The sequence below is a fragment of the Kitasatospora sp. cg17-2 genome (assembly GCF_054031055.1).
The window spans coordinates 4522270-4543612 of record NZ_CM132923.1 but is presented as its reverse complement, the minus strand read 5'-3'; the positions used below and the strand labels follow the sequence as shown (position 1 = coordinate 4543612).

The 21343-nt window shown below is 73.3% G+C and carries 16 protein-coding genes; 8 read left to right on the top strand and 8 right to left on the bottom strand.

The genetic code is table 11. From position 1 onward, the window contains the following. The first annotated feature begins 12 nt into the window (after positions 1-12). Positions 13-564, top strand: a complete 552-nt coding sequence (locus tag ACW14Y_RS19040; protein ID WP_380383480.1) for a methylated-DNA--[protein]-cysteine S-methyltransferase — start codon at positions 13-15, stop codon at positions 562-564. A 19-nt stretch (positions 565-583) separates the two neighbouring features. Here the strand turns inward: ACW14Y_RS19040 and ACW14Y_RS19035 are convergent, their stop codons facing one another. Continuing rightward, positions 584-1669, bottom strand: coding sequence for an ATP-grasp domain-containing protein (locus tag ACW14Y_RS19035; RefSeq protein WP_380311831.1), 1086 nt, complete (start codon positions 1667-1669; stop codon positions 584-586). A 360-nt stretch (positions 1670-2029) separates the two neighbouring features. On the opposite strand from ACW14Y_RS19035, the gene ACW14Y_RS19030 reads away from it, so the two are divergent. Then, the gene (locus tag ACW14Y_RS19030) at positions 2030-3457 is read left to right on the top strand and encodes a family 2B encapsulin nanocompartment shell protein (protein ID WP_456987773.1); all 1428 of its coding nucleotides are present in this window, start codon (positions 2030-2032) and stop codon (positions 3455-3457) included. Between the two features lie 135 nt (positions 3458-3592). After that, positions 3593-4642, top strand: a complete 1050-nt coding sequence (locus tag ACW14Y_RS19025; protein WP_380312452.1) for a family 2 encapsulin nanocompartment cargo protein polyprenyl transferase — start codon at positions 3593-3595, stop codon at positions 4640-4642. Between the two features lie 90 nt (positions 4643-4732). Here ACW14Y_RS19025 and ACW14Y_RS19020 read toward each other — a convergent pair whose 3' ends face one another. Next, positions 4733-5764, bottom strand: coding sequence for an NAD-dependent epimerase/dehydratase family protein (locus ACW14Y_RS19020; RefSeq protein WP_380383477.1), 1032 nt, complete (start codon positions 5762-5764; stop codon positions 4733-4735). A gap of 228 nt (positions 5765-5992) precedes the next feature. On the opposite strand from ACW14Y_RS19020, the gene ACW14Y_RS19015 reads away from it, so the two are divergent. Then, on the top strand, positions 5993-7333 hold the full coding sequence (locus tag ACW14Y_RS19015; protein WP_380440251.1) for a DUF1254 domain-containing protein: 1341 nt from the start codon (positions 5993-5995) through the stop codon (positions 7331-7333). Positions 7334-7409: 76 nt separating this feature from the next. Here the strand turns inward: ACW14Y_RS19015 and ACW14Y_RS19010 are convergent, their stop codons facing one another. Next, entirely contained in the window at positions 7410-9575 is a 2166-nt protein-coding gene (locus tag ACW14Y_RS19010) for a BACON domain-containing protein (RefSeq protein ID WP_402722459.1), read from the bottom strand. Between the two features lie 214 nt (positions 9576-9789). Here ACW14Y_RS19010 and radA point away from each other — a divergent pair, with 214 nt between their 5' ends. Then, positions 9790-11289 (top strand): DNA repair protein RadA, encoded by a 1500-nt coding sequence (radA, locus tag ACW14Y_RS19005; protein ID WP_456987769.1) that lies wholly within the window; start codon positions 9790-9792, stop codon positions 11287-11289. 142 nt (positions 11290-11431) lie between these two features. Then, the gene (gene disA / locus ACW14Y_RS19000; RefSeq protein ID WP_051741604.1) at positions 11432-12538 is read left to right on the top strand and encodes a DNA integrity scanning diadenylate cyclase DisA; all 1107 of its coding nucleotides are present in this window, start codon (positions 11432-11434) and stop codon (positions 12536-12538) included. Between the two features lie 97 nt (positions 12539-12635). On the opposite strand, the gene ACW14Y_RS18995 is transcribed toward disA, so the two are convergent. Both ACW14Y_RS18995 and ACW14Y_RS18990 read right to left on the bottom strand, forming a co-directional pair. Further along, positions 12636-13070 (bottom strand): hypothetical protein, encoded by a 435-nt coding sequence (locus ACW14Y_RS18995; protein ID WP_456987766.1) that lies wholly within the window; start codon positions 13068-13070, stop codon positions 12636-12638. Next, the gene (locus ACW14Y_RS18990) at positions 13067-13612 is read right to left on the bottom strand and encodes a hypothetical protein (protein ID WP_456987764.1); all 546 of its coding nucleotides are present in this window, start codon (positions 13610-13612) and stop codon (positions 13067-13069) included. The genes ACW14Y_RS18995 and ACW14Y_RS18990 overlap by 4 nt, the downstream gene beginning before the upstream one ends. 182 nt (positions 13613-13794) lie before the next feature. Here ACW14Y_RS18990 and ACW14Y_RS18985 point away from each other — a divergent pair, with 182 nt between their 5' ends. Then, positions 13795-14769: an HhH-GPD family protein gene (locus ACW14Y_RS18985; protein ID WP_380383467.1), complete on the top strand. Its 975-nt coding sequence runs from the start codon at positions 13795-13797 to the stop codon at positions 14767-14769. 82 nt (positions 14770-14851) lie between these two features. On the opposite strand, the gene ACW14Y_RS18980 is transcribed toward ACW14Y_RS18985, so the two are convergent. Then, on the bottom strand, positions 14852-16480 hold the full coding sequence (locus ACW14Y_RS18980) for an MDR family MFS transporter (RefSeq protein WP_380299857.1): 1629 nt from the start codon (positions 16478-16480) through the stop codon (positions 14852-14854). A gap of 252 nt (positions 16481-16732) precedes the next feature. Between ACW14Y_RS18980 and ACW14Y_RS18975 the strand changes: the two genes are divergently transcribed. Then, complete coding sequence (locus ACW14Y_RS18975) at positions 16733-17359, top strand: TetR/AcrR family transcriptional regulator (protein WP_380299858.1); 627 nt, start codon at positions 16733-16735, stop codon at positions 17357-17359. Positions 17360-17459: 100 nt separating this feature from the next. On the opposite strand, the gene ACW14Y_RS18970 is transcribed toward ACW14Y_RS18975, so the two are convergent. Together ACW14Y_RS18970 and ACW14Y_RS18965 are read right to left on the bottom strand one after the other, a co-directional pair. Next, positions 17460-18368 (bottom strand): M23 family metallopeptidase, encoded by a 909-nt coding sequence (locus ACW14Y_RS18970; RefSeq protein WP_380299859.1) that lies wholly within the window; start codon positions 18366-18368, stop codon positions 17460-17462. Between the two features lie 403 nt (positions 18369-18771). Next, positions 18772-21120 carry an immune inhibitor A domain-containing protein gene (locus ACW14Y_RS18965; protein WP_380299860.1) on the bottom strand — a complete coding sequence of 783 codons (2349 nt, stop codon included), beginning with the start codon at positions 21118-21120 and terminating at the stop codon, positions 18772-18774. Positions 21121-21343 lie beyond the last annotated feature (223 nt).

Genomic DNA, 21343 nt, shown 5'->3' with positions numbered 1-21343 from the left:
AGGGGGGAAGACGTGGCGGGGAGTACGACGGCGCCGTTGTCCTGGCTGACGGTGGAGACACCGCTGCCCAGCGGGCCGCTGCACATCGCGGTCACCGCGCAGGGGGTGGCGGCGGTCGGCTACCTCGGGCGGGAGGGCGAACTGCCCCGCTGCACCGACGAGTCGAAGATCGCCGCGGTCACCGACCGGGTCGGCGAGTACCTGGCGGGGCGGCGCCGGGAGCTGGGGCTGCCGATCGACTGGAGCCTGAGCACCGGTCCGCACCGGGAGGTGCTGCGGACCCTGTTCCACGGGGTGCCGTACGGGCGGACCATCACCTACGGCGAACTCGCCGCCCGCAGCGGGGTGTTCGCCGGGGTCGAGGAGCCCGGCCTGGCGGCCAGGACGGTCGGGCAGATGATGGCCGCCAACCCCGTCGCGCTGCTGGTGCCCTGCCACCGGGTGGTGGCCGCGGACGGGATCGGCGGCTTCGGCGGCGGCCGGGTCGGGATCGACGTGAAGCGCTGGCTGCTGACCCTGGAAGGGGTGCTGGAGCCGACGCTGGACTGGAACGGGCCGCTCTAGCCGGGCGGATGACGGTGCGTCAGTGCACCAGCTCGCCCGCCGGGCGGCCGTCGGGGACGAACGGCGGCAGCCGGTGCGGCAGTACCGGCTGGATGCCGGACACCAGGGTGTACTCGATCCCGGTCGGGTCCCCGGCCCAGTCGGTGTCCGGGCGTTCGCCGAGCGCCAGCTGGACCGCGTTCCAGGGGAGGTTGAGCCCGCACAGGCGCAGCTGGTGCAGTCCGCCGGAGGGGCGGGTGTTGACGTCGATGACCACCGGCTCCCCGTGCAGGTGGCGGAACTGCACATTGGAGAGGTAGGCCATGCCGGTGGCCTCGACCAGGCGGCGGGCCGGTTCGAGGTACCGGGGCTCGGTGGTGAAGCTGCGGCGGCGCGAGTGCTTGCTGCGGCCGACGGCGGCCAGCAGGGTGCCGTCCAGGTCGGCGAGGCAGTCCACGGACACCTCGGGGCCGTCGAGGTAGGGCATGACCAGCAGGTCGGCGGGGGTGCCGGGGGTCTCGCGGGCCGCCAGGTCGAGTGCGGCGGCCACCTGGTCGACCTGGACGCGGCTGTCCCAGCCGGCCAGCCGGTGCAGTCCGAAGGGTTCGCGGGTGAGCATCCGGAAGCCCTCCCCGCCGGCGCCGGAGGCGGGCTTGAGGCAGGCGGTGAGGCCGGCCGCCTCGATCAGGTCGACGGCGTCGACCAGTTCCTCGGCGGTGCGCACCAGCCACCAGGGCGGGGTGGGCAGTCCGGCGGCGGCGATCGCCGCGTAGCCGTCGGCCTTGCTGCCGAAGGCGGCGATCGCGGTGGCGGGCGGGCAGGCGAGGGCGGTGCCGACGGCCTCGAACTCGTGGCGGTGCAGGGATATCGCGAGCTGGTGCAGCCGGGGCACGAACACGTCGACGCGGTGGCGGGCGCAGTGGTCGAGGGCGTAGGCGACGTAGGCGTCGGGGGTGAGGTCGGCGGGTTCCAGGCCGGCGGTGTCGGCGGCGGCGAGGACGGGGGAGTCGGGGTCGACGTGGGTCGCGTGGACCCGGACGGCGCGCGGGGCCGCGTGCAGCTGTTCGATGAAGAACACGTTCTCGGCGTACGTGCGGTTGAGCCAGACGGTGACGGGGGCGCTCAAGGGGGCTCCCAGGGCAGGGGTGAACGAGGGGGAAGGGCTCTGGTTCGGCCGCATTCGTCCTGGCTCCGTGGCCCTTTGAGGTCGCACCTTAGCGGCCTGTCGAACGGGCCCGAACGCGGGGTGGGTCCGTCGCGGGTCCGCCGCGTGCCGACCGAAGGGGCGAACCGGACCGTCCTGTTCCGGAACGCAGTAGATCACTTGATCGATTCAATATCGATCAGACATTCTATTCGTACTATTTTTTCGGCCATTCCGACCACTCGAAAGAGTGATTGCGGCGACCCTCCGAATGGGCCCACCATGATTGTTGCAAGTTGCAAGGCGACACTTCATCGGGTACGGGTACGCGAAGGGCTCCCTATGTCGACCGAAACCAACGCCGGTATTCCTGCACCGGGCGGTGAAGCGCAGACCCGGGACCAGCAGAGTCTCGCGACCGCGGCCGCGCGCAACCTCGCGACGACGACCAAGTCCGCGCCGCAGATGCAGGAGATCAGCCCCCGTTGGCTGCTCAGGACGCTCCCCTGGGTCCAGGTCTCGGGCGGCACGTACCGGGTCAACCGCCGGCTGCGCCACGCCGTCGGCCGGGGCCGGGTGAGCTTCGACCGGACGGGCAGCGAGGCCCGGGTCCTGCCCCAGACCCTGCGCGAGGTGCCGGTCCTGCGGGGCTTCCCGGACGACGCGGTGCTGGAGGAGCTGGCCGGGCGCTTCGTCCAACGCGAGTTCTCCGCGGGTGAGGTCCTGGTCGCCGCCGGAGCACCGATCGACGAAGTCCTCATCATCGCGTACGGGAAGCTCAACCGGTTGGGAACGGGCAAGTACGGCGAGGAGACCGTGGTCGGCACCCTGGCCGACGGCGACCACCTCGGCGACGAGGCGCTCCGGCAGGAGGGCGGCGACTGGCCGTACACCGTCCGGGCGGCCACCGCCGGCACCGTGCTGTCGCTGCGCTGGGCCGACTTCCAGGAGCTCGTCGACCGCTCCGACGCCCTCCAGCTGCAGATCATGGAGTACCTGGAAGGCTTCCAGCAGCCGCAGAACAAGCACGGCGAGGCCGCGATCGGCCTGTCTGCCGGGCACCACGGCGAGTACGAACTCCCCACCGCCTTCGTGGACTACGAGCTCAGGCCGCGCGAGTACGAGCTCAGCGTCGCCCAGACGGTGCTCAAGGTGCACTCCCGGGTCGCCGACCTCTACAACCAGCCGATGAACCAGACCGAGCACCAGCTCCGGCTGACGGTCGAGGCGCTGCGCGAGCGCCAGGAGCACGAGCTGATCAACAACCCGGAGTTCGGTCTGCTCCGGAACGCCGACCACGAGCAGCGGATCCAGACCCACTCCGGCCCGCCCACCCCGGACGACATGGACGAGCTGCTGAGCCGCCGCCGCGGCACCAAGCTCTTCCTGGCCCACCCGAGGGCCATTGCCGCCATCGGCCGCGAGTGGAACCGGCGCGGCCTCTACCCGGACACCGTCGAGCTGCAGGGCCGCCAGGTCCTCGGCTGGCGCGGGGTGCCGCTCCTCCCGTGCAACAAGATCCCGATCGTCGGCGGCAGCACCACCTCGATCCTCGCGATGCGTACCGGCGAGGAGAACCAGGGTGTCATCGGTCTGCACCAGACCGGAATTCCGGATGAAGTCGAGCCGAGCCTTTCGGTGCGATTCATGGGAATCGACGAGAAGGCCATCATTTCCTATCTGGTGAGCGCCTACTACTCGGCCGCGATTCTGGTGCCGGACGCCGTCGGCGTGCTGGAGAACGTCGACATCGCCCACCGCCAGGACTGACCGGGTCGGCCGGGATCGCGTCGTCCGTCCGGTCGGGGAAGCACCCCGGCCGGACGGCGCCCCTGACGATCCCGGCCCGCCGCGGGGCCCGTCCGCCACCGGGCCGGCCCGTCGTACCACCAAGGGGGAGGACCCATGGGAATGTTCACGCTGGAGCGCGACCATCGTGAGGGGCACGAGGCGCGGGACGTCCTCGCGCGCACCCGCACCCTGGTCGACCCGGTGCTGCGGGCCGCCGTGGACTCGCTGCCCGGCACCATGCGCCGGGTGGCCGGCTACCACTTCGGCTGGTGGGAGGCGGACGGCTCGCCGTCGGCCGCGCCCTCCGGCAAGGCCATCCGGCCCGCCCTGGTGCTCGCCGCCACCCAGGCCCTGGGCGGGGACCCGGCCAAGGCCACCGCCGCCGCGGCCGCCGTCGAGCTGGTGCACAACTTCACGCTGCTGCACGACGACATCATCGACCGGGACGAGACCAGGCGGCACCGCCCCACCGCCTGGCTGGTGTTCGGCACCACCGAGGCCATCCTGGCCGGCGACGCGATGCACTCGCTGGCCCTGCGCCTGCTGGCAGAGGACGGCCACGCGGTGGCGGGCGACGCCGTCCGCCGGCTGGCCGACTGCGTGGTGGAGCTGTGCGAGGGCCAGCAGATCGACTGCGCCTTCGAGCAGCGCAGCGACGTCTCGCTGACCGAGTGCCTGGCGATGGCCGAGGCCAAGACCGGCGCCCTGCTCGGCGCCGCCTGCGCGATGGGCGCCCGGTACGCGGGCGGCTCCGAGGAGGCCGCACAGGCGCTGGACGGCTTCGGCCGGGAGATCGGTCTGGCCTTCCAGCTGATCGACGACCTGATCGGCATCTGGGGGGACCCGGAGGTCACCGGCAAGCCGGTCGGCGCGGACCTCCTGGTCCGCAAGAAGTCGCTGCCGGTGGTCGCCGCGCTCCGGTCCGGGACGCCCGACGGGGAGCGTCTGGCGGAGCTCTACGCGCTGGAACGGCAGCTGACCGCCGAGGAGTTGGCGAGCTGCGCGGCCGCCGTCGAGGGTGCGGGCGGGCGGGCCTGGGCGCAGGGCGAGTCCTGTGAGCGGATGGCGGCGGCGATGTCCCAGCTGGCGCTGGCGGTGCCCGAGCCCTCGGCGGCCGACGAACTGCTCGCGCTCGCCGAGCTGGTCACCCGCCGGACGCACTGAGGCCGGGCGCGGCCGCCGGGGAGCGGGCCCGCCGCTCGTCCCGGGGCCGGGGCCAAGGTCGGGCCCGGAGGCCCGGGCCCGCCGCCGCCGTCAGGCCGAGGCCTCCAACAGTCGCCGCTCCTTCGCCGGTTCGATGCCGTGGACGATCCGGCCGCGCTTGCGCCCGTCCGGCTCGGTGTCCTCGGCCGCTCCGCGTCGGCGCAGCCAGTCCCAGGTGTCCCTGGCGGTCTCGGCGAAGGGGCGGCAGCGCAGTCCGGCCGCCTCCGCCCGCCCGGTGCCGACCCGCCAGGTCCCCGCCGAATCGGCCTCCTCGGGCAGCCAGAGCGGCAGTTCGCTCCACGGCTGGACGCTGTCCGGGCCCTCCTTCAGCAACTGCGCGTCCGGGACCCAGACCAGCTCGACGTCCGCGCCGCCGGCCACCGCCGCGCACTCCGCCAGGAACTCCCCGTAGGTGAGCCGGTCGGGCGGTGCCGTGGTGAGGAAGCGCCCGGTGGTGCCCGCCGTCAGCAGGTCGAGACCGAAGGCCGCGAAGTCCCGGACGTCGATCAGCTGCATCGGCCGGCCCGGCTCGCCCGGCGCCAGTACCCGGCCGCCCCGGGCCATCCGCTCCAGCCACCAGGGCAGCCGGCCACCCCGTTCGTACGGGCCGATCAGCAGTCCGCTGTTGAGGACCAGCGCGCGGTCGGCGCCGAAGTACTCCAGGACGGCGCGCTCGCACCCGGCCTTGAGCGCGGCGCTGAACTCCTGCCCGGGCGGGGTGTCGGCGGGGCAGGGGTGCAGCGGCGAGGTCTCGTCGACGGTTCGGGCCGGCCAGTCGGCGAAGGCGTGGACGGAGGAGATCAGGGTGTAGTGGCCGACGCGGTCGCGCAGCAGCCGGGCCGTGGCGGCGGCCTGGGCGGGCTGCTGGGCCGATGAGTCGACCACGGCGTCCCAGTGCCGGCCCTCGACCAGCCGCGCCAGGTCCTCGGCCGAGTCGCGGTCGCCGTGGACGGCCTCGACGCCCGGCAGATCGGCGGCCGTGCGGCCGCGGTTGAAGGTGGTGACCTGGTGGCCCCGGGAAAGGGCCTCGGAGGCGAACGCCCGCCCCAGGAAGGAGGAGCCGCCGAGCAGAAGGATCTTCATACCGGCAAGGCTGTCCCGGCCACTCGCTCCGCATACCGCCGTTCGCCCTGGGCGGAGGCCCGGCTTCCGGCAGCCCGCCCCCGGACCGGCCGCTCCGTGCCCGTCCGCCCCCGCGCCCGTCCACCCGCTGCCGCCCTCCACCCGCTGGCGCAGCCCTCACCGGGATGCCGCCTCCCGGGGACCCGCATAGCATCCGAGCTGTACCCCGGGCCCGGGAAGGACGCCCCCATGACCCAGCCGGAGTTGGAGGCCATGGCCGCCGACGCCTACGTCTACGGCTATCCGCTGGTCGCCGGCCTCACCATGCTCGACCGCTTCGTCAACGGCGGTCTGGGCGTCCTGCCGCCCGCCCCGTTCAACCGCTTCGCCCACGCCACCCGCCGGGCGGGCCCCGAGGACGACTTCGGCTCCGCCAACGTCGACGTCCTCTACTCGGTCGCCCCGCTGGACCTCTCCGAGGGGCCGCAGCTGCTGCGGGTGCCGGAGGCCGGACCGGCCTACTACGTGCTGCAGTTCGTCGACGCGTGGACCGCCAACTTCGCCTACATCGGCAGCCGGGCCACCGGCACGGCCGCCCAGACCTGGCTGATCGTGCCGCCCGGGTGGCACGGCACCCCGACCGACCCGGACCGGGTGATCGTCGCGCCGACGACCGTCGCCGTCCTGGTCGGCCGGTTCGCCTGCGCCGGCCCGGAGGACCTGTCCCGGGTGCGGGCGCTCCAGGCCGGGCTGGTCCTCGAACCGATGGAACCGGGTGGCCTCGCCGCCGGACTGCCGGCGCCGGACCCGGAGGTGCCCGAACGGCTGGCCTTCTTCGAACGGCTCCGGATCTGGGCGGCCGCCTTCCCCCCGGCCGGGCCCGACCAGGACTACCAGCAGCGGTTCGCACCGCTCGGCCTGCTCGACCCCGGGCCCTCCCCGTACCGCGGGGCCGTCCCGGACTGGACGCTCGCCCTGGCGAGCGGCCTCGCCGCCGGTCGCGAACGGGTCGAGGACGCCACCCGGCCGCCCGAGGACCACCCGGCCGGCGAATGGCGGGCGGCCCTCCACCTGTTCGACCACAATGTCGACTTCCTCGGCCCGGGGACCCTGGACGGCCCCGAGTGGCGGATCGCGGACCGCCGCGCCGCCTACCTCAGCCGGGCCGCCGCCGCCCGGGCCGGCCTCTGGGGCAGCCACGCCTACGAGGCGCTGTCGGCGGCCACCACCGAGGACGCCGACGGCCGCCCGCTGGACGGCGCCCACCAGTACACCCTCCGCTTCCCGCCGGACGGCCTGCCGCCGGTGGCGGCCTTCTGGTCCCTCACCGTGTACGGCCTGCCCGACCACCGCCTGGTGCCCGACCCGGGCGGCCGGTACGCGATCGGCGACCGGACCCCCGGCCTGGTCCGCGACCCGGACGGCGGTCTCACCCTCCACCTGGGCCACGAACGGCCCGCCGACCCGGCCGGGGCCGCCAACTGGCTGCCCGCGCCCGACGGCCCGTTCCGCCCGGTGATGCGGCTCTACCGGCCGGGCCCGGCGGCCCTGGACGGGTCGTACCGCCTCCCGCCGCTGCGCCGGCGGTAGCGCCGCGCGCTGCCCCGTGCCGAGCCGCCCCGAGCCGCCCCGAGCCGCCCTGCGCCGCGCGGCCCTCCCGAACGGCTCAGTGCGCCGAAGGACCCGGCGAAGCGGGCGGCTCCGAGGGGGCGGCTGTGGACGGGGCGGGGGACGGGGTCGCCGACCCGGTCGGGCTCGGCGTGGACGTGGGAGTCGGTGTCGGAGCCGGCGGCGTGGGCGTCGCGGTCGGGGTCGTGCCGCCGGTCGGGGTGCTCGTCGGGGCCGGGGTGACCGTCGGCGCGGCGGTGGGTGCCGGGGTGCCGGACGGGGCCGGCCCGCCGGTGGGGGTGGGGCTCGGCACGGCGGTCGGTTCGCCGGTGCCCGGCTCGGCCGGAGCCGAGGTGGACCCGCCCCGGTGCTGCGGTCCGCCCTCCAGGGTGACGACGGCCTGCGAGGGCGGCAGCGCGATCCGGGCGGTCCAGCGGGTCGCCGGGGCGAGGTCCTCGTCGACGCTGACGATCACCGTGATCCGCTGACCGGGCGCGAGCGTCCCGGAGTCGCGGCTGAGCCGCAGCCAGGACACGTCCACCACGGCGTGCCAGCGGATCTCGGTGCCGCCGGAGTTCGTGAGGGTGAGCACCGTCCGGTTGCCGTACTCGCCGGCCTCGACGGTCAGCAGACCGGACGGTGCGGGAGCCCCGTTCGAGGAGGCACCCGGGCCGGACGGCACCACCGCCGTCCCGCCGACGGGGGCCGGAGCCGCGACCAGGGTGGGGCTGGCGAGCGGGGTCGCGCCGTGGGCGGGGACCGGGATCAGTGGGCCCTGGATCCCAGGAAGCAACGTTTCTGCACTGACCGGCCCCGCCCCGGCGAGCTCCATCCCGGCCACCGCCGGTCCGCTGCCCCGGCCCGGGGCAGCGCCGATCCCGCCGACTCCGCCGGTCCCCCCGGCCGCGCCGATCACGGCGCCGAGCACCGTGCCGTCCACCGGGACGACCGAGGCGTCCGGGCCCCGGCCCGCCGTACCGTCCGCTGCGCCCCCGGGGCGCCTGCCGCCCGCCGGGCGCCCGTCCTCCTCGACCCGGACCGAGGAGACCGCCGCGGCCGCCCCCGGCCCGCCGCCGCTCCGGTGCCCGGCCCACAGCGCGACGACCGGCGCGGCCAGCACGGCGGCCAGCACCCCGGTGGTCACCACCCGACGCCGCACCGTGGGCCCGCGTCCGGAGTCCGGCGCGCGATGGCGGGGGAACCCGCCCTGGTCGAAGCGGAGCCCGGGCTCGGTCACCGGGACCGGCGTGCCCGCCCGTCGCCCGGTCGGCTCCCGGGGCGCCGACGGCAGGAACGCCAGGGCGCCCGCCGGAGCGCCGGACCCGCCGGCCGGTGAGCCCGCCGCCCCTGCTCCCGCCCCCGCTCCCGTCGCTGTTCCCGTCCCCGCTCCCGAGTCCGGCCCCGACCCCGCTCCGACCGGCGCGGTGAGCACCGGCAGCCCGGACAGCCCCGGGCCCTGCGGCACCTGGTCCGCGACCCGCTCCGCCGTGCCCCGGCAGGTCGGGCAGTCCACCACGTGCTGCACCAGCTCCCGGCGGAGCGCCGGGCCGAGCACCCAGTCCCGCCAGCTCTCCGCCCCGGCGCCGCCGAGCCGGTCCAGTTCGGGGCAGCTGCCCACGCCGAGCACCAGCAGGGCGGCCCTGGTCCGGTCGACCTCGGCCCGCGCGGAGGCGAGCAGCACCCGGACGGTGTCGAAGGGCCGGCCCAGGACGGCGGCCACCTCGATCGGGCTGAGCCGGTGGCGGACCGCCAGCTCCAGCGCCTCGCGCTGCTCGGGGTCGGTGCCGGCTGCCTCGGGCCAGGCCAGCGAGGCCAGCTCGCGCCGCCGCCGGACCGCCTCCGTCCCGCCGTCGCCGTCCCCTCCCGCCGCGTCCCTGCCCACTGCCTCCCGGCCCGCCCCGACCGCCCCGATCCCGCGCGCGCTCCGCGCCGCACCCGTCGTGCCCGCCGCACCCGCCGCACCCGTCTCCGGACCGCCCTGCGGGCCGTCCGCCAGCCGCCGCAGGCAGCAGTACCGGGCCAGCGAGTAGAGCCAGGCCCGGAGCAGCCCGGGCTCGGCCAGCCGGGCCCCGTGCCGCACCGCCAGCTCGCGCACCTCCCGCAGGGCGGCCGCCGCGGCCTCGTGCTCGCACAGCACCGAGAGGCAGTAGGTGAAGAGGCCGTCGACCTGTCGCTCGTATGCCGCGAGGACGGCGTCGCGCGGCCCTTCCGTACTCGTCGTCACCCGTCCGACGGTAGAGACGGCGGCGGCCCGTCCCGGGCCATTCCGCGCGGTTGTACTTCTTTCGGGTAACAACATCGCTCATTCGTGGACCGGATCCCGCTCCCGCCCCCGGCGCCTTCCCGCCCCGGCGCCTTCCCGCCCCCGCGCCTCCCCGCCCGGGCCGCCCGGCCCGGCCGCCCCCCGCGTTGTCGTACCCGGGCGCTACGGTGACCGCATGGCTGCCCGTACCAAGACCACCGCCAAGCCGCGCCCGGCCTACCGCTGCACCGAGTGCGGCAACCAACTGCCCAAGTGGGTCGGCCGCTGCCCGGAGTGCAACGCCTGGGGCACGGTCGAGGAGTACGGCGCGGTGCCGATCCGGACGACGGCCGCCGGGCCGGTCAGCTCGCCCGCCCGCCCGATCGGCCAGGTGGACGGCCAGGTGGCGACGGCCCGCTCCACCGGCGTGCCCGAGCTGGACCGGGTGCTCGGCGGCGGTCTGGTCCCGGGCGCCGTGGTGCTGCTGGCCGGCGAGCCGGGCGTCGGCAAGTCCACCCTGCTGCTGGACGTCGCGGCCAAGGCCGCCGGCGCGCAGCACCGCACGCTCTACGTCACCGGCGAGGAGTCGGCCGGCCAGGTGCGGCTGCGCGCGGACCGGATCAACGCGCTCTCCGAGCACCTCTACCTCGCCGCCGAGTCCGACCTCGGCGCCGTCCTCGGCCACATCGAGGCGGTCGACCCCGGTCTGCTGATCCTGGACTCGGTGCAGACCATCGCCTCCGCCGAGCTGGACGGCGCGCCCGGCGGCCCGGCCCAGGTCCGCGAGGTGGCCGGCGCGCTGATCCGGGCCTCCAAGGACCGGGGCATGGCCACCCTGCTGGTCGGCCACGTCACCAAGGACGGCCAGATCGCGGGCCCCCGCCTGCTGGAGCACCTGGTGGACGTCGTCCTGAGCTTCGAGGGCGACCGCCACGCCCGGCTGCGGATCATCCGCGGGATCAAGAACCGGTACGGCGCGACCGACGAGGTCGGCTGCTTCGAGCTGCACGACGAGGGCATCGAGGGCCTGGCCGACCCGTCCGGCCTCTTCCTGACCAGGCGTGACAAGCCGGTGCCCGGGACGTGCCTGACCGTGACCCTGGAGGGGAAGCGCCCCCTGGTCGCCGAGGTGCAGGCGCTGATGGTGGATTCGCAGATCCCCTCGCCCCGCCGGACCACCTCCGGCCTGGAGTCGCCCCGGATCGCGATGATCCTCGCCGTGGTCGAGCGCCACGGCGGCGTGAAGCTCGGCAAGCAGGACATCTACACCGCCACCGTCGGCGGTGTGAAGCTCTCCGAGCCCTCGGCGGACCTCGCGATCGCCCTCGCGGTGGCCAGCTCCTCCTCGGACACCCCGCTGCCCAGCAACCTGGTCGCGATCGGCGAGGTCGGCCTGGCCGGTGAGGTGCGGCGGGTGACGGGTGTGCAGCGGCGGCTGGCCGAGGCGCACCGGCTGGGCTTCACCCACGCGCTCGTCCCGCCGGACCCGGGCAAGGTCCCGCCGGGCATGAAGGTGGTCGAGGTGGCGGACATCGGCGAGGCGCTGCGCGCGCTCCCGGGCCGCCGTCGGGCCGCCGCGAAGCCGAAGGGTGAGGCCCCGTCGGCGCCGCCGGCCCCCCGCGCGCACCGGCCGGCGGCCTACCCGGAGGAGGTCATGGAGGGGTGGGAGTCGCTCGACTCCGACGAACTGCACTGACCCAAGCCCTGTCGTTGCCGCACGCAGTTAGACTTTCCCCTGTCTCATTGGTGATAAGGCAGTACTAAGCGACAGAGCAACAGACCGCAGGCCGGCGCCCCCCGCACGAGGCGACCGGTACGGGGTCGACCGGAGGAGTCACGTGGCAGCCAGCGACCGGGCGGACAAGTCCTCCCGCGAGGAGGCCCTGCTGCGGGCCTCCCTCACCGCCATCGCCCCCGGCACCGCACTGCGTGACGGTCTGGAGCGGGTGCTCCGGGCCAACACCGGCGGTCTGATCGTGCTCGGTTTCGACAAGACCGTCGAGCCGATCTGTACCGGCGGCTTCGTGCTCGACGTCGAGTTCACCGCGACCAGGCTGCGCGAGCTGTGCAAGCTCGACGGCGCCGTGGTGCTGGACAAGGACATCACCAAGATCGTCCGGGCCGGCGTCCACCTGATGCCGGACTCCACCATCCCGACCGACGAGACCGGTACCCGCCACCGCACCGCCGAGCGGGTCAACCGGCAGACCGGCTTCCCGGTGGTGGCGGTCTCGCACTCGATGCGGCTGATCGCCATGTACGTCAACGGCACCCGCCGGGTGCTGGAGGACTCCACCACCGTGCTGTCCCGCGCGAACCAGGCGCTGGCCACCCTGGAGCGCTACAAGCTGCGCCTGGACGAGGTGGCGGGCACGCTCTCCGCACTGGAGATCGAGGACCTGGTGACGGTCCGGGACGTCACCGCCGTCGCGCAGCGGCTGGAGATGGTCCGGCTGATCGCCACCGAGATCGCCGGCTACGTGCTGGAGCTCGGCATCGACGGCCGACTGCTCTCGCTCCAGCTGGACGAGCTGATCGCGGGTGTGGAGCCGGAGCGCGAGCTGGTCGCCCGGGACTACTTCCCGGAGCGCGCCGCCAAGAAGGGCCGGACCGTCACCGAGGTCCTGGCCGACCTGGAGGCGCTGACCCACGCCGAGCTGCTCGACCTCACGACGGTGGCCAAGGCGCTCGGTTACTCGGGCACGCCGGAGTCGCTGGACTCGGCGGTCTCGCCGCGCGGCTACCGGCTGCTGGCCAAGATCCCGCGCCTGCCCAACACGGTGATAGAGCGCCTGGTGGAGCACTTCGGCGGACTGCAGAAGCTGCTGGCCGCCAGCATCGACGATCTGCAGACGGTCGAGGGCGTCGGCGAGACCCGGGCCCGCTCGGTCCGCGAGGGCCTGTCCCGCCTTGCCGAATCGTCCATCCTGGAGCGCTACGTCTGATCGGACGCGGGCGCCACGAGGTGCCCGGCCCCGGACATGCAGAAGGCCCGGACCGTGGAAACGGTCCGGGCCTTCTGCGTGTCCGGAAGGACCGGCCTCAGTTCTCCAGCCGGATCGGGGAGCGGGCCGAGGCCTGGCCGCCGGAGAGGCCGGTGAGGTCGGCGACCACCAGGTAGTTGCCGGCCGGGGCGGTCGCCGGGTCGGCGGTCGCGCACTGAGGCTTGCTGCGGACCCGGTCCCAGCCGAAGGTCTCGGTCAGCCCGCCGTTGGCGGGGAGCTGGACCCAGGCGCTGCTCCGGTCGGCCGGGCAGTCGCCGGAGGACCAGATGCGCTCGCCGTTGCTGGCGGTGACGGTGATCGCGGAGGCGGTCCGGCCCAGGTCCACCCGGCAGTTGGTGGCCGAGGAGTTGTTGATGGTCAGCGCCAGCTTGGGCTTGTCCTTGGGCTGGTAGGAGTTCTGGGCGCTGGCCAGATTGAGCGTCACCTGGGAGGAGGCGCAGACCGGCAGGGCCATGATGTCGGTGGTGTTCACCGGGGGCTGGCCGCCGTTGCCGCCCGCGCCGCCGGTACCGGCCGGAGCGCCGCCGCCCGAGGCGCTTCCGCCGCTCGTGCCCGTGCCGCCGCCGCTCGTGCCACCGCCGGCCGCACCGCCGGCCGCGCCGCCGCCGCCGCACCGCCGGCCGCGCCGCCGCCGGCCGCCCCGCCGGTGGCGGGTGCCGGGGCGGTGCCGCCGGTCGTGCCGCCGGTGCTGAGGCTGACGTCGCCGCCGCCGGAGCCGCCCACCGCGCCGCCGGAGGCGCTGCCGCCGCCACTGCCGCTGCCGGGCCGGGAGTTGTTGGCCGGTCCGCTCGGCGAGGCGCCCGGCGTGATCGCCTGGGCGGGCGTCTGGTTCTGCGACTGGGTCGGTGCGGCCTGTGCGGCCTTGTCCTTCGCTCCGTCGCCACCCCCGCCCTGATCGGCCATCAGCCAGATGACGAGGGCGGCGACCGCGACGGCGGCGACGATCACGACGACACGCCGACGCCAGTAGATCGAGGCCGGCAGCGGTCCTACGGGTTGACGGAGAGAGGGCACGCCCAAACTCTACGAGACAGTGTGTGCCCCTTGACGCACCAACACCGCACAGTCACCCCTTCCTTCACATGATCCGCCATTTGCGCCGTTCGGGCGAGGCTGAATGGGGTGTTTTGCGCGCTGAACCGGAATCTCATGATCCGCTTCGGTGGTCGGCTCGGGCGTGGGAGGATCGAAGGGCCATGGCTGCCAACACCGTCACCCCCGTCCTCCCCGCACCCGCCGGCCCCGCCGCGCCCCCGGGTCCCGGGACGTCCGCCGAGGCCGCGCCGAAGCTCGGACTGCCCCTGCCGGTCCTGCACGCGACCGTGCTCGACTGGTACGCGGCCAACGCCAGGGAGCTGCCCTGGCGGACGCCGGACGCCTCGCCCTGGGCCGTGATGGTCAGCGAGTTCATGCTCCAGCAGACCCCGGTGAAGCGCGTCCTGCCCGTCTGGGAGACCTGGATGGAGCGCTGGCCCACCCCGGCCGACCTGGCCGCCGAGGCGCCCGGCGAGGCCGTCCGGATGTGGGGGCGGCTGGGCTACCCGCGCCGGGCGCTGCGCCTGCACGGCGCCGCGGTGGCGATCACCGAGAAGCACGGCGGCGAGGTCCCGGAGGACCACGCGACCCTGCTCTCGCTGCCCGGGGTCGGTGAGTACACCGCGGCGGCGGTGGCCTCCTTCGCCTTCGGCCAGCGGCACGTGGTGCTGGACACCAATGTCCGCCGGGTGTTCGCCCGCGCCGTGACCGGTGCCGAGTACCCGGCGCAGGCCACCACGGCGGCCGAGCGGCGGACCGCGACCGCGCTGCTGCCCGCCGCCGACCGCACGGCCGCCACCTGGGCGGTCGCCGTGATGGAGCTGGGCGCGCTGGTCTGCACGGCCCGGAGCCCGGAGTGCGGGGACTGCCCGCTGTTCACCTCCTGCGCCTGGCAGCGGGCCGGCCGCCCGCCCTACGAGGGCCCGGCCCGGCGCGGCCAGACCTACGAGGGCACCGACCGCCAGGTGCGCGGCAAGCTGCTCGCGGTGCTCCGCGAGGCGCACGACGAGGTGCCGCAGGCCCGGCTCGACGAGGTCTGGCCGGACGCCGTGCAGCGCGCCCGCGCCCTGGACGGGCTGGTCGCCGACGGGCTGGTCGAGCCGGTCGAGCAGGGCGTCTACCGGCTGCCCCGGTAGCGGTACCGACCCCGGGAACGACAGAGGCCCCCGCCCGCCGGTTCGGCGAGCGGGGGCCCGGTGCGTTCCGGGGCGGACCCGGTCAGATCGCGACGGCCTCGGCGTTGCCGACCGAGGCGCCCTTGCCGGCCTCGCCGTCCTTGGCGTCGGCGGGCGGCTCGCCGGCCCCGCGCAGCGGCACCTCCCGCATGAAGACGGCGGCGGCGACCGCGATCACGGCGGCGGCCGCACCCCAGAGGAAGACGGTGTGCATGCCGTTGGCCACCGCGTGGTGGTAGGCGTCCTGGACCGGCGCGGGCAGCGCCTTGAGCGCGTTCGGGCTCAGCTGGGCCGGGTCGCCGCCCTGCGCGGAACCCGCCCCGGCGGCCGAACCGAGCCGCTCGTTCATGGTCTCGGTGACCCGGTTGTTGAACAGCGCGCCGAAGAGCGCCACACCGAAGGAGCCGCCGATGGTGCGGAACAGGGTGGCGGTGGAGCTGGCCACACCCATGTCCTTGAGCTCGACGCTGTTCTGCGCGACCAGCATGGTGATCTGCATCAGGAAGCCCATACCGGCACCGAGCACCACCATCCAGCAGGCGGAGGTGAAGCCCGAGGTGTCGGTGGAGAGGGTCGACAGCAGCACCATGCCGGCGGTCATCACGACGGTGCCGATGATCGGGTAGATCCGGTACTTGCCGGTCTTGGTCACCGCCTGGCCGACCACCAGCGAGACGACCAGCATCCCGAACATCATCGGCATCAGCAGCAGGCCGGAGTTGGTCGCCGAGGCGCCCTGCACGGTCTGCTGGTAGAGCGGCAGGAAGACGGTCGAGCCGAACATCACGAAGCCGACCACGAAGCCGATGATCGAGACCAGGGTGAAGTTCAGGTTCTTGAACAGCGACAGCGGCAGCATCGGCTCCTCGACCCGCTGCTCGACGTAGCAGAAGCCGATCAGGGTGGACGCGGCCAGCGCGCTCAGGCCGAGGATCTGCTTCGAGCCCCAGGCGTACTCCTGGCCGCCCCAGGTGGTGATCAGGGTGAGCGAGGTGATGCCGGTGGTGAGCAGCAGCGCGCCGAGGTAGTCGATCCTGGCCTTGCTGCGGACCTTCGGCAGCTTCAGGGTGACCACGACGACGGCGAGCGCGACGGCGCCGAGCGGCAGGTTGATGTAGAAGGTCCAGCGCCAGTTCAGGTGGTCGGTGATGAAGCCGCCGACCAGCGGACCGCCGATGGTGGCGAGCGCCATCACCGCGGCGAACATGCCCTGGTACTTGCCGCGGTCGCGCGGCGGGACCAGCGCGCCCATGATCGACATCACGCCGACCATCAGACCGCCGGCGCCCAGGCCCTGGAGGGCGCGGAAGCCGATGAGCTCCGTCATGTCCTGGGAGAGGCCGGAGAGCGCCGAGCCCGCCAGGAAGATCACGATCGAGGTGAGGAAGACGCCCTTGCGGCCGTAGAGGTCGCCGAGCTTGCCCCAGATCGGGGTGGAGGCGGCGGTGGCCAGGGTGTAGGAGGTGACCACCCACGAGAGGTGCTCGGCGCCGCCGAGCTCGCCGACGATGGTCGGCATCGCGGTGCCGACGATCAGGCCGTCGAGCATGGCGAGCAGCATGGTGACGACCAGGCCGATCATGACCAGGCGGATCTCGCGGGCCGAACGGGGCTGCTCGTCCTCGGCCGGTTGCTTCTCGGGGGCCGCGGTGCCGGCCTTGGGCTGTGACATGGGTGGGACTCCCGGACAGGGGGCGGGCGACCGGTGGGGCCTGCGGAAGCCCCCTTACTTGTCGCCCGGCTAGTTTGTGGACCGTGGGCACGGTAGGTTGTTCACTAGCCGGTCGTCAAGCCAGTTTTTCGGTGGACTCCCGGGGCAGGAAGAATGGGCGCACCAGTGGTCGCCGGTCGGGGCGCCCGCCGCTCATGCCGCGGCGGCCGCAGGTCGCCGGGGACCGAACCACGACGCAGTCAGAGGCAGGCGATGGGCACGACGCAGAGCCCCCGTAGCGACACCCGGGCGCGCATCGTCGCGATCGCCCTGGAGCTCTTCTCCGAGCAGGGCTACGAGCGCACCTCGCTGCGGGAGATCGCGGACCGGCTGGGCGTCACCAAGGCCGCGCTCTACTACCACTTCAAGACGAAGGAAGACATCGTCCACGGCATCGTGGCGACCACCGCGGCGCCGATCGACGAGCTGATCGCCTGGGGCCGCGAGCAGACCTGGACCCCCGAGGTGCGGGACGAGCTGATCCGCCGGTTCGCGGCCGGGATGGCCGAGCGGGTGCCGCTGCTGCGCTTCTTCCAGGAGAACCAGCCCGCGCTGCGCGACCTGCCGGCCGGTCAGGAGTTCCGGGACCGCATGATCGCCCTGGTCCGGCTGGTGCACGGCCCCGGGGCGACCTTCGAGGACCGGCTGCGGGCGATGATGTCCCTCTTCACCATCAACTCGGCGCTCTTCCTGCTGTACCAGGACCAGCGGCCCGGGGTCGACCGCTACGTCGGGGACATCCCGGTCGCCGAGGCCACCCGCGAGGAGGCGATCGAGGCCGCCCAGCACGTGGCGCTGGAGATCTGCCGGTTGATCGTGCGGCCCGCCCCGACGGACTGAGTTGTTCGAGGGGCGCGCACCGACCGGCCCGCGCCCCGCTGCCCCTCGCCCGCCGCCGCCCGAATCCCCCGAGCGGCCCTCGCCCCCACTGCCCGGGGGATCAGAAGTCGGTGACCCCGCGCGCGGCGAGGTAGGCGATCGGGTTGATCACCGCGCCGTACTGGTTGGCCGAGCGGATCTCGAAGTGCAGGTGCGGCCCGGTCGAGTTGCCGGTGTTGCCGGAGCGGCCGATCTGCTGCCCGGCCGCGACCTTCTGGCCCGGCGACACCGCGAGCGCCGACATGTGCGCGTACTGGGCGAAGCGGCCGTCGGCCAGCCGCAGGACGACCTCCTTGCCGTACGCGCCGTCCCAGCCGGCCGACACCACGGTGGCGTTGCCGACCGCGAGCAGCGCGGTGCCGGGGGATACCGCGAAGTCCACGCCGGTGTGGTACCCGGCCGCGTACTCGGGGTTGCGCACGCCGTAGGGGTTGCTGGTCGGCGCTCCCGGGATCGGCGCGGACCACTGCCGGGCCGGGGCCGGGGTCGGCGCGGGGGCAGGGGCAGGGGCGGCGGGTGCGGGGGCCTGCTCCGGTGCGGCGGGCTCCGGCTCGGCGGCGGGTGCCTGCTCCTCGGCCGGGGCCCCTCCCTCGGGCTGCCCCTCGGCCGGGGCCTGGTCGGCGGACGGCGCCGGGGCCTCCGCCTGCGCGGGCAGCAGATTGACGGCGATCGCCACCGAGTCCTGGGCCGAGGACTGCTCCGACGGCAGGGTGTACGGGCTGGGTCCGGCGACCTGGACCAGTGCGGGCGCCGGGGCCGCGCCGTGCGGCGCGGTGAACACCGAGCTGCCGGGGGTGGTCGGGGCGATGGTCTGCGCCGAGGCGCTGACCGCGGCGGTGAGCACCAGGGCACCGGTCAGGACGGCCGCCCCGGCCGCGGCGGCGGTGGTGGAGCGGTTCCGGTCGGTCTGCCGAAGGAAGGAGTCGGCGAGCCGGCACAGGGTCGGCCCCAGCGGCGGGACAGGAGACATCGGAACCTCACGAACACGTACGGGGGCAGCACGCTGAGCCCGTTCGGGCGTGCAGAGTGGGGGACCACTCAGGTGTAACCGTCACCGACCGGACTCCCAAACCGTGTGACGTACTACGGCGTGTAGTCATCATCGGGCCGGAAATTCAAACCGACGGAGTAACGATCATGCGATCGGATGCTCCGTTCATGGGACGAGGACCGGCCCCGCCGGTCCCGCCGTCCTACTACCCCCGCTCGTACCGCCCCCGAGGGCTGTGAGGAGCACCACCTGCCCGCCGGGTTTGGACCGTCCGGGTACAAAGAGTCCAGCAAAGAATCCGGCCCGCCCCCGCGGGTGCGGGAGCGGGCCGGATCGGCTCAGCGGTGCCTGGTCACGGACCGGGCGTCAGAGCTCGGTTCGATCAGTTGTCGACCGGGCGGACGCGGATCCAGGTCTCCAGGTAGTTCGAGGACTCGTTCTCGACCTCGATGCTGGTGCCCGTCTTCGGGACGATGACGCTGCTGTACGGGTTGTCCTTGGTCCAGTAGGACTTCAGGTCGGAGAACTCGTCGACACCCTTGGCCTTCGGGATGACCGTCTCGACGCCCGCCTTGTGCAGGGTCAGACCGTCGGTGCGGCGCGAGCCGAAGGTGGAGTCGTAGCCGTTGATGCGCGGGCGCATCAGCGAGCCGTCCTTCCACTTCAGCGGGGTCGGGTGCGAGTCGACCGGCAGGATCAGGCCCTGACCCGGGTGGTTGGTGACGTTGTTGTCGGTCTGCGACTCGTCCCAGTACCAGATCAGCAGACCGGCCTGGTACGGGTAGTGCTCGACGAAGAGCGGCTTGTCGGCGAAGCCGAAGTTGTACGGGCCGACCTTGAGGGTGCGGTCGTACGAGACGTACTGCCGGTTCTCCGCGATGTAGTACTGGTTGTAGTCGTTGGTGAACGAGCCGGTGGTCCGCGAGAAGCCCTTGGCGGTCCAGCCGTTGTCACCGTTCTCGGCACCGTCGGTGAAGACGTTGGCGCCGTCCGCGGTCACCGCGATGTCGTCCAGGGCCAGGCCCTTGAGGTGCAGACCGCCATCGGTGGTGTAGCGGAAGCGGACCTTGACGGCCTTGCCGGCGTAGGCGTCCAGCGGGAAGGCGAGGTCGCCCCACTTGTCGCCCGAGTTGCCGGTCAGCGAGGCCTTGCCGGAGGGGTCCTTCGGCAGCGCGACGCCGTTGTAGGTGCCGTCGAGGGCGACCCAGTTGGCGCCACCGTCGGTGGAGACCTCGGCGTAGCCGTAGTCGAAGTCCTGCTCGATGTCGTACCAGGCCTTGGCCGACAGCGAGGCCTTGGCCTTGCCGGTCAGGTCGAGGTCACGGGTCAGCGAGACGTTGAGGTCGTCCGCGCTGCCGCTCCACCACTCGTTGGCGCCCGCGAAGGGCTTGTTGATGGTGGTGGTGACGGCCTTCTTCGGCAGGTCGACGACGAGCGCCTGCGGGAGCGCGCTGTTGTACTCGACCGGGCCGATGTGGTGGGTCGACTCGGTGCCGGCCTTGGCCTTGTCGAACTTCAGCCAGCCGAGCTTGAGCTTGCTCCAGGCGTCGAGGTCGTTCGGCATGTCGCCGATCGAGTTCTTGCCCTCGCCGAGCCAGGAACCGGACGACATCAGCGACCAGAAGCCGACCGAGTTGTCGATGCCGCTGCCGGAGGTGTCGTAGAGGTCCGGCAGACCGAGGTCGTGGCCGTACTCGTGGGCGAAGACACCGAGGCCGCCGTTCTCGGGCTGCATGGTGTAGTCGCCGACCCAGACGCCGGTGCCGCCGACGGGGGTGCCGCCGAGCTTGTTGGTGTCCGGGCCGGTGGTGCCGGCGCCGGTGCCGTAGGCGTACGAGCGGTGGGCCCACAGGGCGTCAGTGCCCTGCTTGCCGCCGCCGGCCGACTGGTCCTCACCGGCGTGCACGATCTGGAAGTGGTCGATGTAACCGTCCGGCTCGTTGAAGTTGCCGTTGTGGTTGTAGTCGTACCGGTCCCACTGGTCGTACTGCGCGATGGTGGCCTTGATCTGCGCGTCCGTCTGGCCCTTGGCCTTCTGGTCGGCGACCCAGGTGTTGATCGCGTCGCGGATCAGGTCCTGCGCGTTGGCGCAGACGTGCTGGCCGCAGTAGTCCGAGCCGTAACGGGCCTCGTTGTACTTGACCTTCACCCAGTCGGTGACCTGACCGTCGACCGAGTAGCGGCCCGAGGACTGCTTCTCGTAGTAGGTCTTCAGCGAGTCACCGGACTTGTTGAAGTACAGGTCCTGGTAGTGCTGCTGGTTGTAGTCAGCCTGCCAGAGGGTGGAGTTGTTGGTCGCGGCGTCGGGCTTCTCGATCTGGTTGCGCTGCGGGCCGGGCTGGCCGCCGTACTTGATCTTGCCGTCCGGGGTCTTGGTGGTGTTGTCCACCTCGTCGCCGAACTCCACCAGGATGGTGAAGATCTTGTCCGTGCGCTCACGGGCCAGCTCGACGTACTTGTCCTTGCCCAGCTTGATGCTGGAGCCGCCGCCGTGCTGCTCGATCTGGGCCGTGCCCGCGAGCAGCTGCTCGGTCGCGGCCTTCTGCTCGGCCTCGACCTTCTCGGTCAGCGGGCCGGGAATGTTGTGCTCAGTGCTGGTCTGAACGGCGTCGGCCGGGTCCTGCGGGACGGGGGCGGCACCGGCGGCGACCGCCGTGCTCGGGAGCAGTCCCGCGCCGAGCGCGGCTATGACCGCCGCGACTGAGACGGCCGAAGCGGCTTTCCTGGTCATCTTCAACGTTGTGACGTCCTCCCCAAACCGTCCGGCTCTTGGCCTTCCGGTAAACCAATGAAAGACAGGTGGACGTCATTTGATCCAAGCGTGGACGGAAAAGATAGACCTTGACCGTGACATGGCCACAGCGCTATCCTCCGCGACTGCGTATCAGCTGACGTCCTGTCAACATCATTGTCATTAAAGATGACCGTAGCTTCGATCGCACCCGCACCGGCCC

Coding starts and splice junctions, on each gene's coding strand:
- ACW14Y_RS19030 (WP_456987773.1), top strand. CDS start 2,030: ATGTCGACCGAAACCAACGCCGGTATTCCTGCACCGGGCGGTGAAGCG.
- ACW14Y_RS19025 (WP_380312452.1), top strand. CDS start 3,593: ATGGGAATGTTCACGCTGGAGCGCGACCATCGTGAGGGGCACGAGGCG.
- ACW14Y_RS19020 (WP_380383477.1), bottom strand. CDS start 5,764: ATGAAGATCCTTCTGCTCGGCGGCTCCTCCTTCCTGGGGCGGGCGTTC.
- ACW14Y_RS19015 (WP_380440251.1), top strand. CDS start 5,993: ATGACCCAGCCGGAGTTGGAGGCCATGGCCGCCGACGCCTACGTCTAC.
- radA (WP_456987769.1), top strand. CDS start 9,790: ATGGCTGCCCGTACCAAGACCACCGCCAAGCCGCGCCCGGCCTACCGC.
- ACW14Y_RS18985 (WP_380383467.1), top strand. CDS start 13,795: ATGGCTGCCAACACCGTCACCCCCGTCCTCCCCGCACCCGCCGGCCCC.
- ACW14Y_RS18980 (WP_380299857.1), bottom strand. CDS start 16,480: ATGTCACAGCCCAAGGCCGGCACCGCGGCCCCCGAGAAGCAACCGGCC.
- ACW14Y_RS18975 (WP_380299858.1), top strand. CDS start 16,733: ATGGGCACGACGCAGAGCCCCCGTAGCGACACCCGGGCGCGCATCGTC.
- ACW14Y_RS18970 (WP_380299859.1), bottom strand. CDS start 18,368: ATGTCTCCTGTCCCGCCGCTGGGGCCGACCCTGTGCCGGCTCGCCGAC.
- ACW14Y_RS18965 (WP_380299860.1), bottom strand. CDS start 21,120: ATGACCAGGAAAGCCGCTTCGGCCGTCTCAGTCGCGGCGGTCATAGCC.